This is a genomic window from Escherichia sp. TC-EC600-tetX4 (assembly GCF_019356055.1).
Lineage (GTDB): Bacteria > Pseudomonadota > Gammaproteobacteria > Enterobacterales > Enterobacteriaceae.
On sequence record NZ_CP079924.1, the window covers coordinates 3,697,197 to 3,723,279 of the forward strand.

General features: G+C 49.8%; 23 protein-coding genes. 14 read left to right on the top strand and 9 right to left on the bottom strand.

Features of this window, described 5'->3' with window-relative positions; genetic code table 11:
- The first annotated feature begins 18 nt into the window (after positions 1-18).
- The 7 genes from htrE (at position 19) to panC (ending at position 7,501) form a co-directional block, all read left to right on the top strand.
- Positions 19-2,616 (top strand): Yad fimbria usher protein HtrE, encoded by a 2,598-nt coding sequence (htrE, locus tag KXD89_RS18000; RefSeq protein ID WP_000151605.1) that lies wholly within the window; start codon positions 19-21, stop codon positions 2,614-2,616.
- A gap of 16 nt (positions 2,617-2,632) precedes the next feature.
- Positions 2,633-3,202, top strand: coding sequence for a fimbrial protein (locus KXD89_RS18005; protein ID WP_000598300.1), 570 nt, complete (start codon positions 2,633-2,635; stop codon positions 3,200-3,202).
- A gap of 11 nt (positions 3,203-3,213) precedes the next feature.
- Entirely contained in the window at positions 3,214-3,819 is a 606-nt protein-coding gene (yadL, locus tag KXD89_RS18010; protein ID WP_001310526.1) for a fimbrial-like protein YadL, read from the top strand.
- 26 nt (positions 3,820-3,845) lie between these two features.
- Positions 3,846-4,442: a fimbrial-like protein gene (locus KXD89_RS18015; RefSeq protein WP_000553749.1), complete on the top strand. Its 597-nt coding sequence runs from the start codon at positions 3,846-3,848 to the stop codon at positions 4,440-4,442.
- A gap of 49 nt (positions 4,443-4,491) precedes the next feature.
- Positions 4,492-5,730, top strand: a complete 1,239-nt coding sequence (gene yadC, locus KXD89_RS18020) for a fimbrial tip-adhesin YadC (protein WP_000848455.1) — start codon at positions 4,492-4,494, stop codon at positions 5,728-5,730.
- Positions 5,731-5,843: 113 nt separating this feature from the next.
- Complete coding sequence (gene panB / locus KXD89_RS18025) at positions 5,844-6,638, top strand: 3-methyl-2-oxobutanoate hydroxymethyltransferase (RefSeq protein ID WP_000805497.1); 795 nt, start codon at positions 5,844-5,846, stop codon at positions 6,636-6,638.
- A gap of 11 nt (positions 6,639-6,649) precedes the next feature.
- A complete protein-coding gene (panC, locus tag KXD89_RS18030; RefSeq protein WP_000905383.1) occupies positions 6,650-7,501 on the top strand; it encodes a pantoate--beta-alanine ligase in 852 nt (283 codons plus the stop codon).
- A 73-nt stretch (positions 7,502-7,574) separates the two neighbouring features.
- Here the strand turns inward: panC and rpnC are convergent, their stop codons facing one another.
- Positions 7,575-8,477, bottom strand: coding sequence for a recombination-promoting nuclease RpnC (gene rpnC, locus KXD89_RS18035; RefSeq protein ID WP_000339954.1), 903 nt, complete (start codon positions 8,475-8,477; stop codon positions 7,575-7,577).
- Between the two features lie 273 nt (positions 8,478-8,750).
- Between rpnC and panD the strand changes: the two genes are divergently transcribed.
- The gene (gene panD / locus KXD89_RS18040; RefSeq protein WP_000621515.1) at positions 8,751-9,131 is read left to right on the top strand and encodes an aspartate 1-decarboxylase; all 381 of its coding nucleotides are present in this window, start codon (positions 8,751-8,753) and stop codon (positions 9,129-9,131) included.
- Positions 9,132-9,134: 3 nt separating this feature from the next.
- Here the strand turns inward: panD and KXD89_RS18045 are convergent, their stop codons facing one another.
- From KXD89_RS18045 to KXD89_RS18060, 4 genes are all read right to left on the bottom strand, one after another.
- The gene (locus KXD89_RS18045; RefSeq protein ID WP_000277917.1) at positions 9,135-10,364 is read right to left on the bottom strand and encodes a polysaccharide deacetylase family protein; all 1,230 of its coding nucleotides are present in this window, start codon (positions 10,362-10,364) and stop codon (positions 9,135-9,137) included.
- Positions 10,365-10,427: 63 nt separating this feature from the next.
- Positions 10,428-10,868: a PTS sugar transporter subunit IIA gene (locus tag KXD89_RS18050; protein ID WP_000901987.1), complete on the bottom strand. Its 441-nt coding sequence runs from the start codon at positions 10,866-10,868 to the stop codon at positions 10,428-10,430.
- Positions 10,869-10,972: 104 nt separating this feature from the next.
- Positions 10,973-11,743 carry an ABC transporter permease gene (locus KXD89_RS18055; RefSeq protein WP_000972203.1) on the bottom strand — a complete coding sequence of 257 codons (771 nt, stop codon included), beginning with the start codon at positions 11,741-11,743 and terminating at the stop codon, positions 10,973-10,975.
- Positions 11,740-12,666, bottom strand: a complete 927-nt coding sequence (locus KXD89_RS18060; protein WP_000150637.1) for an ABC transporter ATP-binding protein — start codon at positions 12,664-12,666, stop codon at positions 11,740-11,742. The genes KXD89_RS18055 and KXD89_RS18060 overlap by 4 nt, the downstream gene beginning before the upstream one ends.
- Positions 12,667-12,774: 108 nt before the next feature.
- Between KXD89_RS18060 and can the strand changes: the two genes are divergently transcribed.
- On the top strand, positions 12,775-13,437 hold the full coding sequence (can, locus tag KXD89_RS18065) for a carbonate dehydratase (protein WP_000651599.1): 663 nt from the start codon (positions 12,775-12,777) through the stop codon (positions 13,435-13,437).
- A 40-nt stretch (positions 13,438-13,477) separates the two neighbouring features.
- Here the strand turns inward: can and hpt are convergent, their stop codons facing one another.
- Positions 13,478-14,014 carry a hypoxanthine phosphoribosyltransferase gene (hpt, locus tag KXD89_RS18070; protein WP_000683335.1) on the bottom strand — a complete coding sequence of 179 codons (537 nt, stop codon included), beginning with the start codon at positions 14,012-14,014 and terminating at the stop codon, positions 13,478-13,480.
- Positions 14,015-14,219: 205 nt separating this feature from the next.
- Between hpt and gcd the strand changes: the two genes are divergently transcribed.
- Positions 14,220-16,610, top strand: coding sequence for a quinoprotein glucose dehydrogenase (gene gcd, locus KXD89_RS18075; protein WP_001306211.1), 2,391 nt, complete (start codon positions 14,220-14,222; stop codon positions 16,608-16,610).
- A gap of 201 nt (positions 16,611-16,811) precedes the next feature.
- Here gcd and cueO read toward each other — a convergent pair whose 3' ends face one another.
- Positions 16,812-18,362, bottom strand: coding sequence for a multicopper oxidase CueO (gene cueO / locus KXD89_RS18080; protein ID WP_072647334.1), 1,551 nt, complete (start codon positions 18,360-18,362; stop codon positions 16,812-16,814).
- 165 nt (positions 18,363-18,527) lie between these two features.
- Here cueO and KXD89_RS18085 point away from each other — a divergent pair, with 165 nt between their 5' ends.
- The 3 genes from KXD89_RS18085 to speD all read left to right on the top strand — a co-directional run bounded on the left by KXD89_RS18085 (position 18,528) and on the right by speD (position 20,657).
- Complete coding sequence (locus tag KXD89_RS18085; protein WP_001295568.1) at positions 18,528-18,875, top strand: YacC family pilotin-like protein; 348 nt, start codon at positions 18,528-18,530, stop codon at positions 18,873-18,875.
- Between the two features lie 105 nt (positions 18,876-18,980).
- Positions 18,981-19,847 (top strand): polyamine aminopropyltransferase, encoded by an 867-nt coding sequence (gene speE / locus KXD89_RS18090; RefSeq protein ID WP_000818411.1) that lies wholly within the window; start codon positions 18,981-18,983, stop codon positions 19,845-19,847.
- Positions 19,848-19,862: 15 nt separating this feature from the next.
- A complete protein-coding gene (gene speD, locus KXD89_RS18095) occupies positions 19,863-20,657 on the top strand; it encodes an adenosylmethionine decarboxylase (RefSeq protein WP_000734287.1) in 795 nt (264 codons plus the stop codon).
- A gap of 37 nt (positions 20,658-20,694) precedes the next feature.
- On the opposite strand, the gene yacL is transcribed toward speD, so the two are convergent.
- Positions 20,695-21,057: a protein YacL gene (gene yacL / locus KXD89_RS18100; RefSeq protein WP_000384306.1), complete on the bottom strand. Its 363-nt coding sequence runs from the start codon at positions 21,055-21,057 to the stop codon at positions 20,695-20,697.
- A 175-nt stretch (positions 21,058-21,232) separates the two neighbouring features.
- Positions 21,233-23,830 (bottom strand): bifunctional aconitate hydratase 2/2-methylisocitrate dehydratase, encoded by a 2,598-nt coding sequence (acnB, locus tag KXD89_RS18105; protein ID WP_001307570.1) that lies wholly within the window; start codon positions 23,828-23,830, stop codon positions 21,233-21,235.
- A 354-nt stretch (positions 23,831-24,184) separates the two neighbouring features.
- Between acnB and KXD89_RS18110 the strand changes: the two genes are divergently transcribed.
- Complete coding sequence (locus KXD89_RS18110) at positions 24,185-26,038, top strand: DUF3300 domain-containing protein (RefSeq protein WP_000784470.1); 1,854 nt, start codon at positions 24,185-24,187, stop codon at positions 26,036-26,038.
- Positions 26,039-26,083 lie beyond the last annotated feature (45 nt).

Below are 26,083 nucleotides of genomic sequence, written 5' to 3' on the forward strand. Positions count from 1 at the left end.
TTCCGCAGGAAGCATAGCGTGACTATAGAATATACTAAAAATTATCATCATCTGACCCGTATCGCCACGTTTTGCGCGCTGCTGTATTGCAATACTGCTTTCAGTGCTGAACTCGTTGAATATGACCATACCTTCCTGATGGGGCAGAATGCATCTAATATTGATCTCAGCCGGTACAGTGAAGGTAACCCCGCTATACCGGGTGTTTACGACGTCAGTGTTTATGTAAACGACCAACCAATCATTAACCAAAGTATTACATTTGTCGCAATTGAAGGAAAAAAGAACGCCCAGGCTTGTATCACATTAAAGAATTTATTGCAGTTTCATATTAATTCTCCCGATATAAATAACGAAAAAGCCGTTCTGCTTGCCAGGGATGAAACGCTCGGCAATTGCCTCAATTTGACGGAAATTATCCCTCAGGCTTCTGTTCGTTATGACGTTAACGATCAACGTCTGGATATAGACGTTCCTCAAGCCTGGGTAATGAAAAATTACCAAAACTATGTTGATCCATCGTTATGGGAAAACGGCATTAATGCGGCCATGTTGTCATACAACCTCAACGGATATCATAGTGAAACCCCTGGTCGAAAAAATGAAAGCATTTATGCTGCATTTAACGGTGGGATGAATTTAGGTGCATGGCGACTGCGTGCCTCGGGCAACTACAACTGGATGACCGATTCTGGCAGTAATTATGATTTTAAGAATCGGTATGTTCAGCGTGATATCGCCTCGCTGCGTTCTCAACTCATTCTTGGTGAGTCTTATACGACGGGCGAAACCTTTGATTCCGTCAGTATCCGAGGCATTCGTTTATACAGTGACAGCCGCATGTTGCCTCCGACTTTAGCCAGCTTTGCGCCTATCATTCATGGCGTTGCCAATACCAACGCCAAAGTCACTATTACGCAAGGTGGCTATAAGATTTATGAAACGACGGTGCCGCCAGGCGCTTTCGTCATTGATGATCTGAGTCCGTCAGGGTACGGCAGCGATCTTATTGTTACCATCGAAGAATCCGATGGCTCAAAGCGGACATTCTCGCAACCTTTCTCATCCGTTGTTCAAATGTTACGCCCTGGCGTTGGACGTTGGGATATTAGCGGCGGTCAGGTCTTAAAAGATGATATTCAGGATGAGCCTAATTTATTTCAAGCAAGCTACTACTACGGCCTGAATAACTATCTGACGGGTTATACCGGTATTCAGATAACCGATAATAACTATACCGCTGGTTTGTTAGGTCTTGGTCTGAATACTTCAGTTGGTGCATTTTCTTTCGATGTGACTCATTCCAATGTTCGTATCCCGGATGATAAAACATACCAGGGGCAAAGTTATCGTGTTTCCTGGAACAAGTTATTCGAAGAAACAAGTACTTCACTGAATATCGCGGCCTATCGCTATTCGACACAGAATTACCTTGGTCTTAATGATGCACTAACTCTAATTGATGAAGTGAAACATCCCGAACAAGATCTTGAACCGAAATCCATGCGTAATTACTCACGCATGAAAAATCAGGTTACGGTCAGTATTAACCAACCGTTGAAATTTGAGAAAAAAGATTACGGTTCATTTTATCTTTCCGGAAGTTGGTCCGATTACTGGGCTTCCGGACAAAATCGTAGCAATTACTCTATTGGCTACAGTAACAGTACATCCTGGGGCAGCTACAGTGTCAGTGCCCAGCGTTCATGGAATGAAGACGGCGACACTGACGATAGCGTTTATCTTAGTTTCACCATTCCAATTGAAAAATTACTTGGCACTGAACAACGTACTTCAGGTTTCCAGAGTATTGATACTCAAATAAGCAGTGACTTTAAGGGTAATAACCAACTCAACGTTAGCAGCAGTGGCTATAGCGATAACGCTCGCGTCAGTTATAGCGTGAATACTGGCTATACGATGAATAAAGCCAGCAAAGATTTGAGTTATGTTGGGGGTTATGCCAGCTATGAGTCACCATGGGGAACGCTGGCAGGTTCAATTTCTGCAAATAGCGATAACAGCCGTCAAGTTTCTCTCAGCACCGACGGTGGTTTTGTATTGCATAGCGGTGGACTGACTTTCAGTAATGATAGTTTTAGCGACTCCGATACACTGGCGGTAGTTCAGGCTCCAGGTGCTCAAGGAGCGCGAATAAATTATGGCAACAGTACTATCGATCGATGGGGTTATGGTGTCACCAGCGCTCTTTCTCCTTATCATGAAAACCGTATCGCGCTGGATATCAACGATCTTGAGAACGATGTTGAATTAAAAAGTACCAGTGCAGTAGCTGTACCGCGTCAGGGTTCAGTCGTCTTTGCTGATTTTGAAACCGTGCAAGGGCAATCAGCCATTATGAACATCACACGAAGTGATGGTAAAAATATTCCATTTGCTGCAGATATTTATGATGAGCAAGGCAATGTCATTGGTAATGTTGGACAGGGTGGACAAGCATTTGTTCGTGGTATTGAGCAGCAGGGAAATATCAGCATTAAATGGCTCGAACAAAGTAAACCCGTAAGTTGTCTTGCGCATTATCAACAAAGCCCAGAAGCAGAAAAAATAGCACAATCTATTATTCTGAATGGAATTCGGTGTCAGATTCAGTAACTACAAGGGACGTCAAATGATAAAAACAACGCCACATAAAATAGTGATACTGATGGGAATATTATTATCACCCTCAGTATTTGCAACGGATATTAATGTAGAGTTTACAGCCACTGTCAAAGCGACAACCTGTAACATCACACTTACTGGTAATAACGTCACGAATGATGGCAATAATAACTACACATTGAGAATCCCTAAGATGGGTCTGGATAAGATCGCGAATAAAACGACAGAATCTCAGGCTGATTTTAAACTGGTTGCCAGTGGGTGCAGCAGTGGCATCAGTTGGATTGATACCACTCTGACCGGAAATGCATCATCAAGCTCACCTAAGCTTATTATACCGCAGTCTGGTGATTCATCTTCGACGACAAGTAATATCGGTATGGGTTTCAAAAAACGGACTACTGATGATGCCACTTTCCTTAAACCTAACAGTGCGGAAAAGATACGCTGGAGCACAGACGAGATGCAGCCCGATAAGGGTCTTGAAATGACCGTTGCGCTACGTGAAACAGATGCAGGGCAAGGCGTACCGGGGAATTTTCGTGCACTGGCGACGTTTAATTTCATCTATCAATAAGAAGGATAATTATGATGACATTTAAAAATTTACGTTATGGATTATCCAGCAGTGTCGTTTTGGCTGCCTCATTGTTCAGCGTACTCTCTTATGCGGCAACAGACAGTATTGGACTGACCGTTATTACTACTGTAGAAATGGGTACTTGTACCGCTACATTAGTAAATGACTCTGATCAGGACATTTCTGTTGTTGATTTTGGTGATGTATATATTTCTGAAATCAATGCCAAGACCAAAGTAAAAACATTCAAACTCAAATTCAAAGACTGTGCGGGTATCCCCAATAAAAAAGCGCAAATAAAATTAACCAAGCGAGCCACATGCGAGGGAACTGCTAATGACGGTGCGGGGTTTGCAAATGGTTCCACAGCCGCAGATAAAGCAAGTGCTGTCGCCGTTGAAGTCTGGAGCACTGTAACTCCGGCAACAGGGAGTGCAACACAATTTAGCTGTGTAACACCAGCATCACAAGAGGTAACAATCTCCACTGCAGCCAATGCGGTCGTTTATTATCCGATGAGTGCACGCCTGGTCGTGGAAAAAAATAAAACCGTAAACAATGTCACTGCGGGTAAGTTTTCTGCACCAGCCACATTTACAGTAACCTATAACTAACAGACTTACAGATTCAGGAACTATATATGCATCCCACTCAACGTAAGCTGATGAAGAGAATAATTCTGTTTCTGTCATTACTGTTTTGCATCGCCTGTCCAGCCATTGCTGGACAGGATATTGACCTTGTTGCCAATGTAAAAAACAGCACCTGCAAAAGCGGAATCAGTAACCAGGGTAATATTGATCTTGGCGTCGTTGGGGTGGGATATTTTTCAGGTAATGTTACTCCTGAAAGTTATCAACCAGGTGGAAAAGAGTTCACTATCACTGTATCCGACTGTGCATTACAGGGAACTGGCGATGTGCTAAATCAGTTACATATTGATTTTAGAGCCCTTAGCGGTGTCATGGCTGCTGGCTCTAGGCAAATATTTGCTAATGAAATTTCGTCAGGAGCAAGTAATGTAGGAGTAGTTATATTTTCTACTCAGGATTCGGCGAATACATTCAATGTTCTTAATGCTTCAGGCGGATCTCGTTCCGTTTATCCAGTAATGTCGGATGACATGAATGGTTCATCCTGGAAATTTAGCACCCGAATGCAAAAAATCGATCCTGCATTGAGTGTTACATCTGGTCAACTTATGAGCCATGTGTTAGTGGATATTTACTACGAATAACAAACAAAAACAGCGCAAACCATAACAATAAAGAAACATTGGAGTAAAAATGAAGACTATCTTCAGGTACATTCTTTTTTTAGCACTGTATTCTTGTTGTAATACAGTCAGTGCATATACAAGTTTTATTGTGGGAAATAATGCAGGAGTTGATAACTATCGAGGCCCCTCCACTGCCGCACAGATGACCTTTAATTACACATCAACAGCAAGCAACTTGGTTTTTTATAAACCCACGCAGCTCGGCCCGACTGGGGTAAAAATGTACTGGTCATACCTGGATACAGGTACCGGTGGTGGTATTCTTTACTGCAATACATCTGGCAGAGCGAATCCTGGTCCAATAACTATTGAAAATGCCATGGTCTATTCAGGTAAAGATTATGGCGGACATAAACTATTTAATACATCTGTTCCTGGTCTGTATTACACCATGTTAATATCAAGGGTCTGGTCTGCATACGATACAATAACTGACATTCAATCGCCAGGAATCTATATCGGAGATCCTTCCAACCAAGAATTTTTCTTTTCCGTCACAGACAGCGATCTACAAACTAAGGGTTGCAACAAAGCAGACGACTACGATAAGTTTTGGGCTATTGGTGGTATAGTACACAACATAACTGTTGAATTTTATACAGATACTAATTTCGATCCTACACTTAATCAGCAAGTCCAGTTATCCAGTTCATCAAATTACCTTTATTCGTTTAAGGCCTACAGTCCTGGTACAAAAGTTGTAGATCACAGCAACCACATTTATGTCAATTTCACACTGAATAATGTCAAATTAACCTTACCAACATGTTTTACCTCCATACTTACCGGGCCATCAGTCAATGGTTCAACGGTTAGAATGGGAGAATATAGCTCTGGGACAATTAAAAATGGCGCTTCACCTGTTCCCTTTGATATCTCGCTTCAGAATTGTATTCGTGTGCGTAATATTGAAACAAAACTCGTCACTGGAAAAGTAGGTACTCAAAACACACAACTGCTTGGTAATACGCTTACTGGAAGCACTGCCGCCAAAGGCGTTGGCGTACTCATTGAAGGTTTAGCAACCAGTAAAAATCCGCTAATGACATTAAAACCTAATGATACGAATTCTGTTTATATAGATTATGAAACCGAAGATGACACCTCCGATGGGGTTTACCCTAATCAAGGTAACGGCACATCACAGCCTCTTCATTTCCAGGCAACATTAAAGCAAGACGGGAATATTGCTATCGAACCCGGCGAATTTAAAGCCACCAGTACTTTCCAGGTAACCTATCCCTGATAACGTAGCAGCACTGTCACCTTCTGGCAGTGCTGCTACGGATAAATCATTGCCCCCACCAATGTGACTGATAAAATGCCAGACAGCACAACATCAATTTATCAGGATACGTTATGAAACCGACCACCATCTCCTTACTGCAGAAGTACAAACAGGAAAAAAAACGTTTCGCGACCATCACCGCTTATGACTATAGCTTCGCCAAACTCTTTGCTGATGAAGGGCTTAACGTCATGCTGGTGGGCGATTCGCTGGGCATGACGGTTCAGGGGCACGACTCCACCCTGCCAGTTACCGTTGCCGATATCGCCTACCACACTGCCGCCGTACGTCGCGGCGCACCAAACTGCCTGCTGCTGGCTGACCTGCCGTTTATGGCGTATGCCACGCCGGAACAAGCCTTCGAAAACGCCGCAACGGTTATGCGTGCCGGTGCTAACATGGTCAAAATTGAAGGCGGTGAGTGGCTGGTAGAAACCGTACAAATGCTGACCGAACGTGCCGTTCCTGTATGTGGTCACTTAGGTTTAACACCACAGTCAGTGAATATTTTCGGTGGCTACAAAGTTCAGGGGCGCGGCGATGAAGCGGGCGATCAACTGCTCAGCGATGCATTAGCCTTAGAAGCTGCTGGGGCACAGCTGCTGGTGCTGGAATGCGTGCCGGTTGAACTGGCAAAACGTATTACCGAAGCACTGGCGATCCCGGTTATTGGCATTGGCGCAGGCAACGTCACTGACGGGCAGATCCTCGTGATGCACGACGCCTTTGGTATTACCGGCGGTCACATTCCTAAATTCGCTAAAAATTTCCTCGCCGAAACGGGCGACATCCGCGCGGCTGTGCGGCAGTATATGGCTGAAGTGGAGTCCGGCGTTTATCCGGGCGAAGAACACAGTTTCCATTAAGGAGTCACGTTGTGTTAATTATCGAAACCCTGCCGCTGCTGCGTCAGCAAATTCGCCGCCTGCGTATGGAAGGCAAGCGCGTGGCGCTGGTGCCTACCATGGGTAACCTGCACGATGGCCATATGAAGCTGGTCGACGAAGCCAAAGCCCGCGCCGATGTGGTCGTCGTCAGTATTTTCGTTAACCCGATGCAGTTCGACCGCCCGGAAGATCTGGCTCGTTATCCACGGACCTTGCAGGAGGACTGCGAGAAGCTAAACAAACGTAAAGTGGATTTAGTTTTCGCCCCTTCGGTAAAAGAGATCTACCCGAACGGTACTGAAACCCACACTTACGTTGACGTTCCTGGCCTTTCGACCATGCTGGAAGGTGCCAGCCGTCCGGGACATTTTCGCGGCGTTTCGACTATTGTCAGCAAGCTGTTCAACCTGGTCCAGCCGGACATCGCCTGCTTCGGTGAAAAAGATTTTCAGCAACTGGCGCTGATCCGCAAAATGGTTGCCGATATGGGCTTCGATATTGAGATTGTCGGTGTGCCAATTATGCGCGCCAAAGACGGTCTGGCGCTAAGTTCCCGTAACGGTTATCTGACGGCGGAACAACGCAAAATTGCGCCTGGTCTGTACAAAGTTTTAAGTTCGATTGCTGACAAATTGCAGGCTGGGGAACGGGATCTCGATGAAATTATTACCATTGCGGGGCAAGAACTGAATGAAAAAGGCTTCCGCGCCGATGATATTCAGATTCGCGATGCCGACACATTGCTGGAAGTTTCTGAAACCAGCAAACGGGCAGTAATTCTGGTAGCCGCCTGGCTTGGCGATGCTCGCCTGATCGACAACAAAATGGTCGAGCTGGCGTAATACTTAACTGGCGCTACGGCTGATGGCGCCAGTTATTAATTTACCCCACGTCATCTGTCATAACACAGGTAACTTAAATAAGGTTAATTACCTTATCAATCTCAGCAAGAGGTAAATTTGCCATCTCTGCAACGTCTTCCCGAGACATTCCTTTACTCAGAAGACGCTGGGCGAATTCCTGACTTACTTCCTGTCTTCCCTGCTGAATCCCCTTCTCAATCCCTTTCTCTTCAAACCACTGCGCCAGCGTCATCATAGACTCCCCTCCCGTTTCCCTGTCTCTCAACACACCGTAAAACAAATCCGCTTGTTCAGTATGACCGCGTTGCAGCATATAGTTTTGCATGGCAACTAACTGACTTCCGCTAGTGTACCCTTCGTCGATCAGCGTGACCAGTTGCTCAAGCAATAACATTAAGTCGCGCTGGCGAATATGTTTTTGCAGTAGTTCGAGAATCGCAATCCGCCGATGTTGCATGATTTCGTCATCCGGTGTGATGGTGATATCCACCAGCGGGAAAGGACTGTTATAGACGCGTCGCGCCAGCTCCGGCGAGTAAAACATATCAAACCAGCACATTGATAGCGGATAAGGTGTGGCCTCGCCCTGATAAAACAGTATCGGCACCACCAGCGGCAGCTTATCGTGGTCAGCCTCCAGATGCCGGTGCATGGCGGCTATAGAATAACGCATCATGCGAAAGGCCATTTTCTTATCCGGCTTGCTTTGGTGTTCAATCACAACATGCAGATAACCGGGATTGCCCTGCATTTGCACGGAATAGAGCACGTCCGTGCTGTGTCCTTTCAGGCTCTCTTCAATGAAACTCCCCGACTCTAAATGAAGCGTGTTGAGGTCACAAAGTTCGCGTAATTCCACTGGCAAATGTATCTCCAGAAAGTCGCGAGCCGTCTCCGCATGCATTAAAAATTGTTTAAATACCGCGTCATGCGGTGTGGTACTCGGTGCATCCATCTTCCCTGTCTTCCGTGTGGCTTTGCGTGAAGGCAGTATCCAGTCAAGGCGCGCTATCGTCAGCCACCTCTTTATTGTTTACCGAGCAGCGTTCAGAGAAATATCAATTCGTTACAGGCGATACATGGCACGCTTCGGCGCGGTACGCAAACTGCTGACGCAAATGCCGTCAGATGAGTAGACACTAAACAAAAATCGGGCAATACTGCGTGAGAATTTCCTCAAAGCAGGCATCGCCTGCTTCGTTAACGACAGGGTAGAAAGGTAGAAGTTATGATTCGCACGATGCTGCAGGGCAAACTCCACCGCGTGAAAGTGACTCATGCGGACCTGCACTATGAAGGTTCTTGCGCCATTGACCAGGATTTTCTTGACGCAGCCGGTATTCTCGAAAACGAAGCCATTGATATCTGGAATGTCACCAACGGCAAGCGTTTCTCCACTTATGCCATCGCGGCAGAACGCGGTTCGAGAATTATTTCTGTTAACGGTGCGGCGGCCCACTGCGCCAGTGTCGGCGATATTGTCATCATCGCCAGCTTCGTTACCATGCCAGATGAAGAAGCTCGCACCTGGCGACCCAACGTCGCCTATTTTGAAGGCGACAATGAAATGAAACGTACCGCGAAAGCGATTCCGGTACAGGTTGCTTGATTGTTATCCCTGCGGCTGGTTACTCACCAGCCGCGACATCGTCTCCAGCGAATCCGTTCTTAAGATATAAAGTCGTTTTAGTAACAACGGATTATCCCCCGGTTTTACTTTGCCTTTCATGGTTGTCACCGCCAGGTGAAATCCGGCATCGTTTGCTGCCTTCACGGCGTTGTCATTAAATCCGCCAAACGGATACGAAAGATACCAGACATGCGGATTAAATTGCGCCAGAGCGCGGCGTGAACGTGCAAAATCAAACAGAATATTGTGCTCACTACGGCTCAGTAATATGGGTCGGCGATAACCATCTACCCGATGCAAAAAATGGGTATGTGACTGGAAATCAAATACATCGCGAATTTCGTTAAGCTCAGAAACGCTCATAAATTGCAGCGATTTTGGGTTCCACTTCTGCGGGTGACGTTTGATGCGTGAGGTAACAATAAACGCCGTCGCCTTCATGCCATATTGTTTCAACACAGGATACGCATAGCGGCTCACCGACTTGAGGCCATCATCAAAGGTAATCACCACCGCTCGCGCAGGGAGATTGATCTTATTCTTCACGTAGCCTTCCAGCTGCACCATGCTCAGTGTCGCGTATCCCCTGTCACGCAGCCAGGCCATCTGGTTATTGAAAGCGCGTACCGATGTGGTCGTCGAAGTATGGCGAAAACGGGTGTTTTCTTCGTCGCGCAGAATATGGTGATAGGTTAGCACCGACAGGCCATTATCGGGTTGGGCATCCAGTGCGCTGATATAGGCCAGTCGATCGCCAATACGGATCTGATACCAGGTTTGATTTAACCTGTCTTTCAGTTTATGCAAAATCGGGTAGCGCAAATTGTCCGCCAGTACCCCAAATGGCGCACTTCCCGCACTCGGCGCGTTATAGACCGGCGTATCTTTCCAGGTAACTAAGTTCTGATTACTCAGCGGCTTGTTGAGGTCGCCCAAACCGTCTTCAACTTTTTGTCGCCCCTGAACCGGCTCGAGATGACCTTTATCGATAAAACCTTTGCCAAAGCCAAAATTAAATGCGTAATAACTTGCGGCAGTGGGCTCCACGGCAATGATTTGTCCGGCCCGAATATTCCCCACGGTCACCATCTTGTCACCAATTTGCGCCCAGACCGCAGCATTTTCGATGGTTTGCATATAACGGGCAGGTAACGCGGCACTGACACTTGCGGTAAACAGCATCAGCAGGAGAATAACAGCTTGTTTGTACATGAAAAAATAACCGAGGGTGAAACAACGCTTTTATTGTAGCAAAAGCGCCATCAGAATCGCGGGTTAATACTCATACAAATTATGTTTGAGGACGAAAGGCGGATTTTTTTGTTGTTGGTGCCAAAGACTACTCACCTCCGGCGCACCCAGTTCGACAATACGCTCGCGAAACTCTGAACTGGTCATGGTTTCACGGCAAGCCATCATCTGTTCAATTAACGGTAACGTGACACCAGAAATCACTTCGCAACGGGAGTGTTTGTGGCTTAATAATGAAGCCACGCGATACGGTGGCGCTCCGGCTATATCGGTTAAGAAGATGACACCCTCACCAGAGTCCGCTTCATGCAGAGCATCGCACATCATGCGGCTGAGCATATTAGAGCTTAATCCGCGCCAGAAATTCACGGCCCGGCACTGAAGAAGTGCCCCATGTTTTTTCTCCAGCGCATCCAGTATCTCTTGCGCCCGGTCATCGTGACAGGTAATTACCCAACCTAACATCGCCTTCCTCCTTAGCCGAAAATCAGTCTACCCTGACCATTGTTGATAAAGGGTGATAGCCGTCAAAACTCCTCTCCCCCAAATCCAGAGGAGAGGAAATAGCCTTAGCTACGCAAACCACGTCCACGTTGGATCAGCGACCAACAGATCAAATAAAACGCCACAATAAAGACCACCAGTACGCCAAAGGTAGTGACCAGCGGAACATCATTGATACCGAGGAAGCCGTAGCGGAAACCACTGATCATATAAACGATTGGGTTCAGGTGCGACAGCCCTTGCCAGAACGGCGGCAACAAAGTCAGTGAGTAAAAGACCCCGCCCAAATACGTGAGTGGCGTTAACACAAAGGTTGGCACCAGGCTGATGTCATCGAACGTTTTGGCAAACACACCGTTCAGCAAACCCGCAAGGGAGAACAACACCGCCGTGAGCACCAGCGTTAAGGCAACGAATACCCACGAATGCACCTGAAATGGCACAAAAAACAGTGAAATTGCCGTCACCAGAATGCCAACAAACAGACCACGCGCCACGCCACCGCCGACATATCCGGCAATAATGACGTGAGTCGGAACCGGCGCTACCAGCAGCTCTTCAATATTACGCTGGAACTTGGCACCAAAAAATGATGACGCAACGTTGGCGTAGGCATTGGTGATCACCGACATCATGATCAGCCCCGGTACGATGAACTGCATATAGCTGAAGCCATGCATATCGCCAATACGCGAACCAATCAGGTTACCGAAGATAATAAAGTAAAGGGTCATGGTGATGACTGGCGGCACCAGCGTCTGCACCCAGATACGCATAAAGCGATGGATCTCTTTCGCCCAGATGCTTTTTAGCGCCACCCAGTAAAGATGCATCATGCGCGATCTCCTTGTTTTTCATTAACCAGTGAAACAAACAGCTCTTCCAGACGGTTAGCTTTGTTACGCATACTTAATACCTGAATGCCCTGCTCACTTAACTGCGTAAATACGCTGTTGATCCCCTGCTCACGCAGCACTTCAACTTCCAGCGTCGCGGTATCGACCAGTCGATACTGATAGCCATCGAGCTTCGGTAACGGGCTTTTCGGTGCGAGATCGAGAATAAAGGTTTCCGATTTCAGCTTCGCCAGCAGCGCCTTCATCGAGGTATTTTCCACCAGCTCACCGTGTTGAATAATGCCGATATTGCGGCACAGCATTTCTGCTTCTTCCAGGTAGTGTGTGGTGAGAATGATGGTGGTGCCTTTGTCGTTTAAATCCTTCAAAAAGCCCCACATTGAGCGGCGAAGTTCAATATCCACGCCTGCGGTCGGTTCGTCGAGAATCAGTAGTTTAGGTTCATGCATTAACGCACGGGCAATCATTAAACGGCGCTTCATCCCGCCAGATAACATACGCGCACGTTCGTTGCGTTTTCCCCATAGATCGAGTTGTTTAAGATACTTTTCGCTGCGGATGTACGCTTCTTTGCGCTCCACGCCGTAGTACCCTGCCTGATTCACCACAATTTGCTGCACGGTTTCAAACGGGTTGAAGTTAAATTCCTGCGGCACCAGTCCCAACTGACGTTTAGCGTTCACGACATCCTTCTCGAGATCGTAACCAAATACGCTGACCCGCCCGGAGGTTTTATTTACCAGAGAGCTGATAATACCGATAGTGGTCGATTTCCCGGCCCCGTTCGGCCCGAGAAGCGCATAAAAATCACCCGCTTCGACCTGCAAATCTATCCCACGAAGCGCCTGAACGCCGCCTGGATAGGTTTTTTTAAGCTGTTGAAGTTCCAGTGCAATGGTCATAAATTTTTACTTACCTTACGTTCTTACACTTTATCTGTGGTTTAAATCGTCCCGGAGTTGCCCTATATTAGCCAAACGTAATTATTTGGTTACAGGTCGTTAACCTCCATGAAAGACATAGATACACTCATCAGCAACAATGCACTATGGTCAAAAATGCTGGTGGAAGAGGATCCCGGGTTTTTTGAGAAACTGGCACAAGCGCAAAAACCGCGCTTTCTATGGATTGGATGTTCCGACAGTCGCGTTCCTGCAGAACGTTTAACCGGTCTTGAGCCGGGCGAACTCTTTGTTCACCGTAATGTTGCTAACCTGGTCATTCACACTGACCTGAACTGCCTTTCCGTGGTTCAGTATGCAGTGGATGTACTCGAAGTTGAACACATTATTATCTGTGGCCACTACGGTTGCGGCGGCGTACAAGCCGCAGTTGAAAACCCGGAACTGGGGCTTATCAACAACTGGCTGCTGCATATCCGCGATATCTGGTTCAAACATAGCTCATTGCTCGGCGAAATGCCGCAAGAGCGCCGTCTGGATACCTTGTGTGAACTGAACGTCATGGAACAGGTGTATAACCTGGGCCACTCCACCATTATGCAATCAGCGTGGAAACGCGGGCAGAAAGTTACCATTCACGGCTGGGCCTACGGCATTCACGACGGCTTGCTGCGTGATCTGGATGTTACCGCCACCAACCGCGAAACCCTTGAGCAACGTTACCGTCACGGGATTTCCAACCTCAAGCTGAAACACGCCAACCACAAATAAAAATGCCATGCCGGATGCAACACATCCGGCAACTTCACACTTACTCGTCCAGCAGAATCACTTTGCCGATATACGGCAGATGACGGTAACGCTGTGCGTAATCAATGCCGTAACCCACCACAAACTCATCCGGGATCGAGAAACCGATAAATTCTACCGGGACGTTCACTTCACGACGGGACGGTTTATCCAGCAGCGTACAAATCGCCAGCGACTTCGGTTCGCGCAGGCTTAAGATCTCACGCACTTTCGACAGTGTATTCCCCGAGTCGATGATATCTTCAACAATCAGCACGTCCTTGCCACGGATATCTTCATCCAGATCTTTGAGGATTTTCACATCACGGGTGGTGGACATGCCGCTACCGTAGCTGGAGGCGGTCATAAAGTCGACTTCATGAGATACCTGAACTTCACGGCACAGGTCCGCCATAAACATAAATGAGCCACGCAGCAGACCCACCAGCACCATATCGCTGCCGCTGTCTTTGTAACGCTCAGTAATCTGACGACCCAGTTCGGCGATACGCGCTTTAATCTCCGCTTCGGGGATCATTACTTCTACAGTATGTTTCATATCTCTAACCATATGATTTAAAAACAAATCACTTCGCACGGGCAGGTTTTGGCACCGCAACAAAGCGCAAGACACGCAGTATACCAGTAAAACTATTCATTCGCGGAATCTGTTAATAAAGCTCGAATTGTGATGACGATCACACATGTTAAAACCTATAATTAATTGCTACTAAAATATTAATGAATTGAAATGGTGTCTCTTTATGGCAATTAACAATACAGGCTCGCGACGATTACTCGTCACGCTAACAGCCCTTTTTGCAGCGCTTTGCGGGCTGTATCTACTCATTGGCGGAGGCTGGCTGGTCGCGATTGGCGGCTCCTGGTACTACCCTATCGCTGGCCTTGTGATGCTCGGCGTCGCCTGGATGCTGTGGCGCAGTAAACGCGCCGCGCTTTGGCTATACGCAGCCCTGCTGCTCGGCACCATGATTTGGGGCGTCTGGGAAGTTGGTTTCGACTTCTGGGCGCTGACTCCGCGCAGCGACATTCTGGTCTTCTTCGGCATCTGGCTGATCCTGCCGTTTGTCTGGCGTCGCCTGGTCATTCCTGCCAGCGGCGCAGTTGCCGCACTGGTGGTCGCACTGCTGATTAGCGGTGGTATCCTGACCTGGGCCGGATTTAACGATCCGCAGGAGATCAACGGCACCTTAAGCGCCGATGCCACACCTGCTGAAGCTATCTCCCCCGTAGCCGATCAGGACTGGCCTGCCTATGGTCGTAATCAGGAAGGTCAACGCTTTTCGCCGCTGAAACAAATTAACGCCGATAACGTCCATAATCTGAAAGAAGCCTGGGTGTTCCGTACTGGCGATGTGAAGCAGCCGAACGATCCGGGTGAAATCACCAATGAAGTGACGCCGATTAAAGTGGGCGACACCCTTTACCTGTGTACCGCTCACCAGCGCCTGTTTGCGCTTGATGCCGCCAGCGGCAAAGAGAAATGGCATTACGATCCTGAGCTGAAAACCAACGAGTCTTTCCAGCACGTAACCTGCCGTGGTGTCTCTTATCATGAAGCCAAAGCAGAAACCGCTTCGCCGGAAGTGATGGCGGATTGCCCGCGTCGTATCATTCTTCCGGTCAATGATGGTCGACTGATTGCGATTAACGCTGAAAACGGCAAACTGTGCGAAACCTTCGCCAATAAAGGCGTGCTCAATCTGCAAAGCAATATGCCAGACACCAAACCGGGTCTGTATGAACCGACTTCGCCACCGATTATCACCGATAAAACCATCGTGATGGCCGGTTCAGTTACCGATAACTTCTCAACCCGCGAAACGTCTGGCGTGATCCGTGGTTTTGATGTCAACACCGGGGAGCTGCTGTGGGCTTTTGATCCCGGCGCGAAAGATCCGAACGCAATCCCGTCTGACGAACACACCTTTACCTTTAACTCGCCAAACTCCTGGGCACCAGCGGCCTATGACGCGAAGCTGGATCTGGTCTATCTGCCGATGGGCGTGACCACGCCGGATATCTGGGGCGGTAACCGCACACCGGAACAGGAACGTTATGCCAGCTCGATTCTGGCGCTGAATGCCACTACCGGGAAACTGGCGTGGAGCTACCAGACCGTTCACCACGACCTGTGGGACATGGATCTTCCGGCACAGCCGACGCTGGCGGACATCACCGTTAATGGTCAGAAAGTGCCAGTTATTTACGCTCCGGCGAAAACCGGCAACATTTTTGTGCTCGATCGTCGTAATGGCGAACTGGTGGTTCCGGCACCGGAAAAACCGGTTCCCCAAGGTGCAGCGAAAGGCGATTACGTAACCCCAACTCAACCGTTTTCTGAACTGAGCTTCCGTCCGACGAAAGATTTGAGCGGTGCGGATATGTGGGGAGCCACCATGTTTGACCAACTGGTGTGCCGCGTGATGTTCCACCAGATGCGCTATGAAGGCATTTTCACCCCGCCATCTGAACAGGGTACGCTGGTCTTCCCGGGTAACCTGGGGATGTTCGAATGGGGCGGGATTTCCGTTGATCCAAATCGTGAAGTGGCGATTGCCAACCCAATGGCACTGCCGTTTGTTTCGAAACTGATCCCGCGTGGTCCTGGCAACCCGATGGAGCAGCCGAAAGATGCCAAAGGCACGGGTACGGAATCCGGCATTCAGCCACAGTACGGTGTACCGTATGGTGTCACGCTCAACCCGTTCCTCTCACCATTTGGTCTGCCATGTAAACAGCCAGCATGGGGTTATATCTCGGCGCTGGATCTGAAAACTAATGAAGTGGTGTGGAAGAAACGTATTGGTACGCCGCAGGACAGTATGCCGTTCCCGATGCCGGTTCCGGTGCCGTTCAATATGGGTATGCCGATGCTGGGCGGGCCAATCTCCACGGCGGGTAACGTGCTGTTTATCGCCGCTACGGCAGATAACTACCTGCGCGCTTACAACATGAGCAACGGTGAAAAACTGTGGCAGGGTCGTTTACCAGCGGGTGGTCAGGCTACGCCAATGACCTATGAAGTGAATGGTAAGCAGTATGTGGTGATCTCCGCAGGCGGTCACGGTTCATTTGGTACGAAGATGGGCGACTATATTGTGGCTTATGCGCTGCCGGATGATGTGAAGTAAGACTTGCTCAGATTGCTGACAACGTGCGCGTTGTTCATGCCGGATGCGGCGTGAACGCCTTATCCAGCCTACAAAATTGTGCAAAATCAATGGATTGCACAGCTAGCGTAGGCCTGATAAGCGTAGCGCATCAGGCAGATTTGCGTTTGTCATCAGTTTAATGCCCGGAGAGATCCGGGCATATTTCCGAATACGGTCTTTTTATACCGTAAACCCTAACATCATCCCCGTATCTTCATGCTCCAGCAGATGGCAGTGCGCCATATAAGCATGTTCTTTCGGTGCATCGTGATTAAACTTCACCAGCACTTCGCTGACATTACCTTCTACCTTAACGGTATCTTTCCAGCCCGCGCGATGAGCCGCTGACGGTTTGCCATTTTCTGACAAGATACGGAACTGCGTGCCGTGGATATGGAACGGATGCAGCATCATGTCGCCCACGCCAGAGATAACCCAACGTTCGTATTGCCCTTTCGCCGCCGCAAACATCGGCTTGTTCATATCAAACGCCTGACCGTTGATTTTGTTGGCATGGTGGAAATCGAACTTCCCGCCGTGGTTCATATGATTCATATTGCCGTGCCCCATATGGCCCATCATCTGGCTGTGATCCATCCCGGCCATCGCCTGATCGCCATATTTCTCCATTAGCATCTGCATCCCCATCATATCGAGCATCGGGTCCATAGAGAGTTGCAGCTTGCGTACCGTCAGCCCTTCCAGCGAAGGTAACGCAGGCAGGCTACTTAATGTGTCTGGCAAAGCACCGGAGGCACTAATAGCAATCGGCTGAATCCGCATTACCGGATGAGGCTTATCAAACGGCGCAATCGCCATCCCCATCTGGCTGACCGGCAGCGTCACCAGGTCAAAGGGTTTGTTATCGTTAACCTCCACCAGCACTTCAAAACGCTCGCCCATCAGCACCGGCAGTTCGCTCACCTTCACTGGTTCAGGTAGCAGACCACCGTCGCTGGCAATCACATACAGCGGGCGATTGTCGCTGGTGGCGAAATTGAGCGAACGGGCATTACAGCCATTGAGCAAACGCAGGCGCAGCCAACCACGCGGGGCAGCGTGTTGCGGGTAGATTGCACCGTTGGTCAGCAACGTATCGCCAAACCAGCCCACGGCGGCGGTCATCACATCCAGTTGATAATCAATCTGCCCGTCGGCGCTAAATTTCTTATCCTGAACGATCACCGGAACATCATCGATACCCCACTGTTTTGGCAGCATTAATTTCAGGATCTCGTCATCTTCAATCACCACCAGCCCAGCCAGCCCCATCGCCACCTGTCGCCCGGTTTTGCCGTGCTGATGCGGATGGAACCAGCAGGTAGCGGCAGGTTGATCAACGTTCAACGTCACCGAGCGCTTGCCACCTGGCGGAATAATTCCCTGCGGGCCGCCGTCGACTTCACCCGGTACTTCCAGCCCGTGCCAGTGCAACGTTGTCTCTTCCGTCAGTTGGTTGTAGATATCAACCGTTACCGCTTTGCCGCGCTGTAATTTCACCGCCGGCCCCAGCAGATTGCCGTTATAGCCCCAGGTAGTTGCAGTTTTCCCGCCAAAGGTGGACTGGCCTGCGCCAATAGTTAACTGAATGCGATTACGGGCATCGGTCGTGAGCAAATCAGGGATCGGTAACGTTGGGCGTTCTGCCGCAAATACTGCGCGGCTCCACAGCGGCAAAGCCGAAGCCACACCCAGCGCGACGGAATATTTTAAGAAATCACGACGTTGCATAGTTATTTCCTTATTCTTAAGCAGGCGAAACAAAATCAAACGTTGAGCATAGTCCTTCCCCTTACGGGAAGGTCAAGCCGCAGACACAATTTAATCGACAATAATGGTCGTCGCCTCGCTCGCAGTGTGCTAACGTTTATCTTCTTTAAGCCCCTGGTAGAAGCAATGAAGACGTTTTTCAGAACAGTGTTATTCGGCAGCCTGATGGCCGTCTGCGCAAACAGTTACGCGCTCAGCGAGTCTGAAGCCGAAGATATGGCCGATTTAACGGCAGTTTTTGTCTTTCTGAAGAACGATTGTGGTTACCAGAACTTACCTAACGGGCAAATTCGTCGCGCACTGGTCTTTTTCGCTCAGCAAAACCAGTGGGACCTCAGTAATTACGACACCTTCGACATGAAAGCCCTCGGTGAAGACAGCTACCGCGATCTCAGCGGCATTGGCATTCCCGTCGCTAAAAAATGCAAAGCCCTGGCCCGCGATTCCTTAAGCCTGCTTGCCTACGTCAAATAATCCCTGATACCTTTTTGTAGAAATATTGACCGTGCATCCGCGGTCAATGTTAGCTATTATGTTGCGCCCTTTTTTTACGGGTGTTAACAAAGGAGGTATCAACCCATGGCCGAAAAAAAACAGTGGCATGAAACGCTACACGACCAGTTTGGGCAGTACTTTGCGGTAGATAACGTTCTGTATCATGAAAAGACCGATCACCAGGATCTGATCATTTTTGAGAACGCTGCATTTGGTCGCGTAATGGCGCTGGATGGCGTAGTACAAACCACCGAGCGCGACGAGTTTATCTATCATGAGATGATGACCCATGTTCCGCTACTGGCCCATGGTCACGCGAAACATGTGCTGATTATCGGCGGCGGCGACGGTGCCATGCTGCGTGAAGTAACCCGACATAAAAACGTTGAGTCAATCACGATGGTGGAAATCGATGCGGGTGTCGTATCGTTCTGCCGTCAGTATCTACCCAACCATAACGCCGGTAGCTACGACGATCCGCGCTTTAAGCTGGTGATCGACGATGGCGTCAATTTCGTTAATCAAACCAGCCAGACCTTTGATGTCATTATCTCCGACTGCACCGATCCTATCGGTCCCGGCGAAAGCCTTTTCACTTCGGCATTTTATGAAGGCTGCAAACGTTGCCTGAATCCTGGCGGTATCTTCGTCGCACAAAACGGCGTCTGCTTTTTACAGCAGGAAGAAGCCATCGACAGCCATCGCAAACTCAGCCATTACTTCAGCGACGTTGGCTTTTATCAGGCGGCGATCCCGACCTATTACGGCGGTATCATGACTTTTGCATGGGCGACAGATAACGACGCCTTACGCCATCTCTCAACCGAAATTATTCAGGCGCGTTTTCTCGCCTCTGGCCTGAAATGCCGTTATTACAATCCGGCAATCCATACGGCAGCTTTTGCCTTACCTCAGTATCTGCAAGACGCACTGGCTTCACAGCCGTCCTAAGGAGAAGATAAGAAATTGAAAAAACTGAAACTGCATGGCTTTAATAATCTGACCAAAAGTCTGAGTTTTTGTATTTACGATATCTGCTACGCCAAAACTGCCGAAGAGCGCGACGGTTATATTGCTTATATCGATGAACTCTATAATGCCAACCGTCTGACCGAAATCCTGTCAGAAACCTGTTCCATTATCGGGGCTAATATTCTTAACATCGCCCGCCAGGATTACGAACCACAGGGTGCCAGCGTCACTATTCTGGTGAGTGAAGAACCGGTTGACCCGAAACTCATCGACAAAACAGAACACCCCGGCCCACTGCCAGAAACGGTCGTTGCCCATCTTGATAAAAGTCATATTTGCGTACATACCTACCCGGAAAGTCATCCTGAAGGCGGTTTATGTACCTTCCGCGCCGATATTGAAGTCTCTACCTGCGGCGTGATTTCTCCGCTGAAGGCGCTGAATTACCTGATCCACCAGCTTGAGTCCGATATCGTAACCATTGATTATCGCGTGCGCGGTTTTACCCGCGACATTAACGGTATGAAGCACTTTATCGACCATGAGATTAATTCGATTCAGAACTTTATGTCTGACGATATGAAGGCGCTGTATGACATGGTGGATGTGAACGTCTATCAGGAAAATATCTTCCATACCAAGATGTTGCTTAAAGAGTTCGACCTTAAGCACTACATGTTCCACACCAAACCGGAAGACTTAACCGACAGCGAGCGCCAGGAAATTACCGCTGCGCTGTGGAAAGAAATGCGCGAGATTTATTACGGGCGCAATATGCCAGCTGTTTAACGGCTCTGGCGGAGCTCCCAGGCTCCGCCAGATTTATTTACTTCTGCTGCACGAAATTGCGGTAAGCCGCCACGACCTGCAGAAAATCCTCAACGCCGCATAGCGACAGGCTTTCTTCGTCGTAGTAGTTCATCCCCTCTTCCATTTCATCGCCAGCGAATTCCAGTTGATTGGCGCGAACCATCACCTCTTCACCGTCCATCCACAGGGTGTATTCATGCCCTGCCCGTTGCCAGGACCGTTCGCTACCTTTCAGTGCGTGCGCTGCTTGTTCCACTTCATCAAGCAAGGCCAGGTTTTCTTTCACCTCTTCATTAAACCAGTGCCCGACCACTTCATGCCCCATGGACATACGCACCTTTACCACTCCGGTAATATCGCGCAGAAATTCGTAATCCATAGTGTGTTCCTCTGCTCCCGGCAATGCACCGAAATCGCATTGCGCCATTGATGTAATTATCGCAGCCTTACCGGAGAAAAACAGCGGAACGGCGATGGTTTAGAAATAAAAAAATGCCCGGGAATCTCATTCACCGGGCATTGTGTCGTTTATGCGCAGCGCGTGCGCTGACTTTTTAAACCGCAGTCTGGAAAATCACCCCATCGGCTTTCTCGGTGTACTGAGAAAGCTGGTTGAAGTTCAGATAACGGTAAGTATCAACGGCTGTTTTATCTACCTGCGCCACGTAGGTCTGGTACTCTTCCGGCGTCGGCAGTTTGCCAATCAGCGCCGCAACAGCCGCCAGTTCCGCAGAAGCCAGGAAGACATTCGCGCCAGTACCCAGACGGTTCGGGAAGTTACGGGTAGAGGTGGAAACCACCGTTGCACCGTCCGCCACACGCGCCTGGTTACCCATACACAGGGAACAGCCAGGGATCTCGATACGCGCACCACTCTTACCGAAGACGCTGTAGTAGCCTTCTTCGGTCAACTGTGCGGCGTCCATACGGGTTGGCGGTGCCACCCACAGGCGGGTCGGCAACTGACCTTTATGCGCATCCAGCAGTTTACCCGCAGCACGGAAGTGACCGATGTTGGTCATGCAGGAACCGATAAACACTTCGTCGATCTTCTCACCCTGTACCGCAGACAGCGGACGCGCGTCATCCGGGTCGTTCGGAGCACACAGGATTGGCTCTTTAATATCCGCCAGATCGATGTCGATCACTGCCGCGTATTCCGCATCTGCATCGGCTTCCAGCAGCTCAGGATTCGCCAGCCATTTTTCCATGCCCTGAATACGACGTTCCAGGGTACGACGATCGCCGTAACCTTCCGCGATCATCCACTTCAGCAGGACGATGTTAGAGTTCAGGTATTCGATGATCGGTTCTTTGTTCAGCTTGATGGTACAACCAGCGGCAGAACGCTCGGCGGACGCATCGGTTAGCTCAAAGGCCTGCTCAACTTTCAGATCCGGCAGACCTTCAATTTCCAGGATGCGGCCAGAGAAGATGTTTTTCTTGCCTTTCTTCTCAACGGTCAGCAGACCTTGTTTGATCGCATACAGCGGAATAGCGTGTACCAGATCGCGCAGGGTGATGCCCGGCTGCATTTTGCCTTTGAAGCGCACCAGAACGGATTCCGGCATATCAAGCGGCATTACGCCAGTTGCGGCAGCAAACGCCACCAGACCAGAACCCGCCGGGAAAGAGATACCGATCGGGAAACGGGTATGGGAGTCACCACCGGTACCGACGGTATCCGGCAGCAGCATACGGTTCAGCCAGGAGTGAATGACGCCGTCACCCGGACGCAGCGACACACCGCCACGGTTCATAATGAAGTCCGGCAGCGTGTGGTGCGTGTTCACGTCAACTGGCTTCGGATACGCCGCGGTGTGGCAGAAAGACTGCATCACCAGGTCAGCCGAGAAGCCCAGGCACGCCAGGTCTTTCAGTTCATCACGGGTCATCGGGCCGGTGGTGTCCTGGGAACCTACAGAAGTCATTTTCGGTTCACAGTACGCGCCCGGACGAATGCCTTTCACGCCACAGGCACGGCCTACCATTTTTTGCGCCAGCGAGAAGCCGCGATCGCTCTCAGCGACATCTTTCGCCTGACGGAACACATCACTGTGCGGCAGACCAAGTGCTTCACGCGCTTTGGTGGTCAGGCCACGCCCGATAATCAGCGGAATACGGCCACCAGCACGCACTTCATCAATCAGCACGTCGGTTTTCAGTTCGAAGGTCGCCAGCAGTTCGCCGGTTTCGTGGTTACGCACTTCACCTTTGTACGGGTAAACGTCAATCACGTCGCCCATGTTCAGGTTAGAGACGTCGACTTCGATTGGCAGTGCACCCGCGTCTTCCATCGTGTTAAAGAAGATGGGTGCAATTTTACCGCCGAGGCACAAACCACCGCCGCGTTTGTTCGGCACATGTGGAATATCATCGCCCATAAACCACAGAACGGAGTTAGTGGCGGATTTACGCGAAGAACCCGTACCCACAACGTCACCGACGTACGCCAGCGGGAAACCTTTCTGTTGCAGAGCTTCGATTTGCTTGATCGGACCAACAACACCAGGCTGGTCTGGCTCAATACCTTCACGGGCGTTTTTCAGCATCGCCAGCGCGTGCAGTGGGATATCCGGGCGTGACCACGCATCCGGTGCCGGAGAAAGGTCATCGGTGTTAGTTTCGCCAGTGACTTTGAAGACAGTAACGGTCAGTTTTTCAGCCAGCGCCGGGCGATTCAGGAACCATTCGGCATCCGCCCAGGACTGCATAACCTGCTTCGCATATTCGTTGCCTGCTTTCGCTTTCTCTTCTACGTCATAGAAGTTATCGAACATCAGCAGCGTGTGAGAAAGTGCTTTGGCAGCAATAGGTGCCAGTTTGGCATCATCCAGCGCGTCGATCAGCGGATGAATGTTGTAACCACCCTGCATGGTGCCCAGCAGTTCGATGGCTTTTTCCGGAGTCAGCAGAGGGGATTTGGCTTCGCCTTTCGCGATAGCAGCCAGGAAGCCTGCTTTGACATAGGCGGCTTCATCGACGCCTGGGGGAACACGGTTGGTTAACAGATCTAACAGGAATTCTTCTTCGCCCGCGGGCGGGTTTTTCAGCAGCTCTACAAGTGCGGCCATTTGGTTTGCATCCAGGGGTTTGGGCGCAATCCCCTCAGCGGCACGCTCAGCTACGTGCTTACGGTATTCTTCTAGCACGACGGTTCTCCTCGCTCTCATTGTCATAGTGCGGCAGGCGATTCTCTTCACGCTCCTGTGAGACAGCAGTTTGTAGGGTAAATGCCCAGTACCGCAACGGGCAGAATAGCAGGATTTTGACGAGGTGTTAATCTGTTTACAAAAAAGCAACATAAAAAAGTGGCTGAATCGTTAAGGATGGTCTAGAGATTGTTTCCCTCCGTAAAAACTTCGTTAATTCGCATGGTGATAATCACCTTTCTCAACGAATCCCAAGATTAGTCAAAATTTAAACTACCGCCTCTTTATACTCGGATTCACAGCACCTGCGGGTGGCAGTTCGCCGACCATTGCGATTTCCTTGAGATCCGAATTATGAAAATGACTTTGCCGTTTAAACCCCATGTGCTGGCGCTAATTTGCAGTGCCGGGCTTTGTGCCGCCTCTACCGGGCTATATATAAAAAGCCGCACAGTGGAAGCGCCTGTGGAACCGCAATCGACACAACTGGCTGTGTCTGACGCTGCCGCGGTTACGTTTCCTGCAACGGTTTCCGCACCTCCCGTAACACCCGCCGTCGTCAAATCCGCATTCAGCACTGCACAAATAGATCAATGGGTCGCGCCCGTCGCGCTGTATCCCGACGCCCTACTTTCGCAGGTGCTGATGGCATCAACCTATCCGACAAACGTTGCTCAAGCAGTGCAATGGTCGCACGATAATCCACTTAAACAAGGCGATGCTGCTATTCAGGCGGTATCTGACCAGCCGTGGGACGCCAGCGTTAAATCACTGGTGGCCTTTCCACAATTGATGGCATTGATGGGCGAAAACCCGCAATGGGTGCAAAACCTGGGCGATGCTTTTCTGGCCCAGCCGCAGGACGTGATGGACTCGGTACAGCGATTGCGGCAACTGGCGCAACAAACCGGCTCGCTGAAGTCATCAACCGAACAGAAAGTTATTACCACAACGAAGAAAGCTGTACCGGTAAAACAGACAGTCACGGCACCCGTCATACCATCCAATACAGTTTTAACTGCCAACCCCGTCATTACAGAGCCGGCAACAACCGTCATTTCCATTGAGCCCGCCAATCCTGATGTGGTCTATATTCCCAACTACAACCCAACCGTGGTTTACGGGAACTGGGCCAATACTGCGTATCCGCCGGTTTATCTGCCACCACCAGCCGGAGAACCGTTTGTTGACAGCTTTGTACGCGGATTCGGCTATAGCATGGGCGTTGCTACCACGTACGCACTATTCAGCAGCATCGACTGGGACGACGACGATCATGACCATCATCATCATGACAATGATGATTATCATCACCACGATGGCGGTCATCGTGACGGTAATGGCTGGCAACACAACGGCGACAACATCAATATCGACGTCAACAATTTCAACCGTATCACCGGTGAGCATCTTACTGATAAGAATATGGCATGGCGGCACAATCCAAACTACCGTAATGGTGTGCCCTATCATGATCAGGATATGGCAAAGCGGTTTCATCAAACCGATGTCAACGGCGGAATGAGCGCCACGCAATTACCTGCCCCAACGCGCGACAGCCAGCGTCAGGCGGCAGCAAATCAGTTTCAGCAACGAACACACGCCGCACCAGTCATTACACGAGATACCCAACGTCAGGCAGCGGCACAGCGGTTTAATGAAGCTGAACACTATGGGAGCTATGACGACTTCCACGACTTCAGCCGTCGCCAACCACTGACCCAGCAACAAAAGGACGCCGCTCGTCAGCGTTATCAGTCCGCCTCGCCTGAGCAGCGCCAGGCAGTTCGCGAGAGAATGCAGACTAACCCGAAGATCCAGCAGCGAAGAGAGGCAGCGCGTGAGCGCATTCAGTCCGCCTCGCCTGAGCAGCGCCAGGCGGTTCGCGAGAAAATGCAGACTAACCCGCAGAACCAGCAGCGAAGAGACGCAGCGCGTGAGCGTATTCAGTCCGCATCACCAGAGCAGCGCCAGGTGTTTAAGGAAAAAGTACAGCAGCGCCCACTGAATCAACAGCAACGTGATAACGCCCGCCAGCGTGTTCAATCGGCATCACCTGAACAACGTCAGGTTTTTCGGGAGAAAGTTCAGGAGAGCCGCCCACAACGTCTAAACGACAGTAACCATACTGTCAGGCTGAATAACGAGCAACGGTCAGCAGTATGCGAACGTCTCTCTGAACGTGGAGCAAGAAGACTGGAAAGGTAAATTGCAGACGTAAAAAAAGCGGCGTGGTTAGCCGCTTTTTTAATT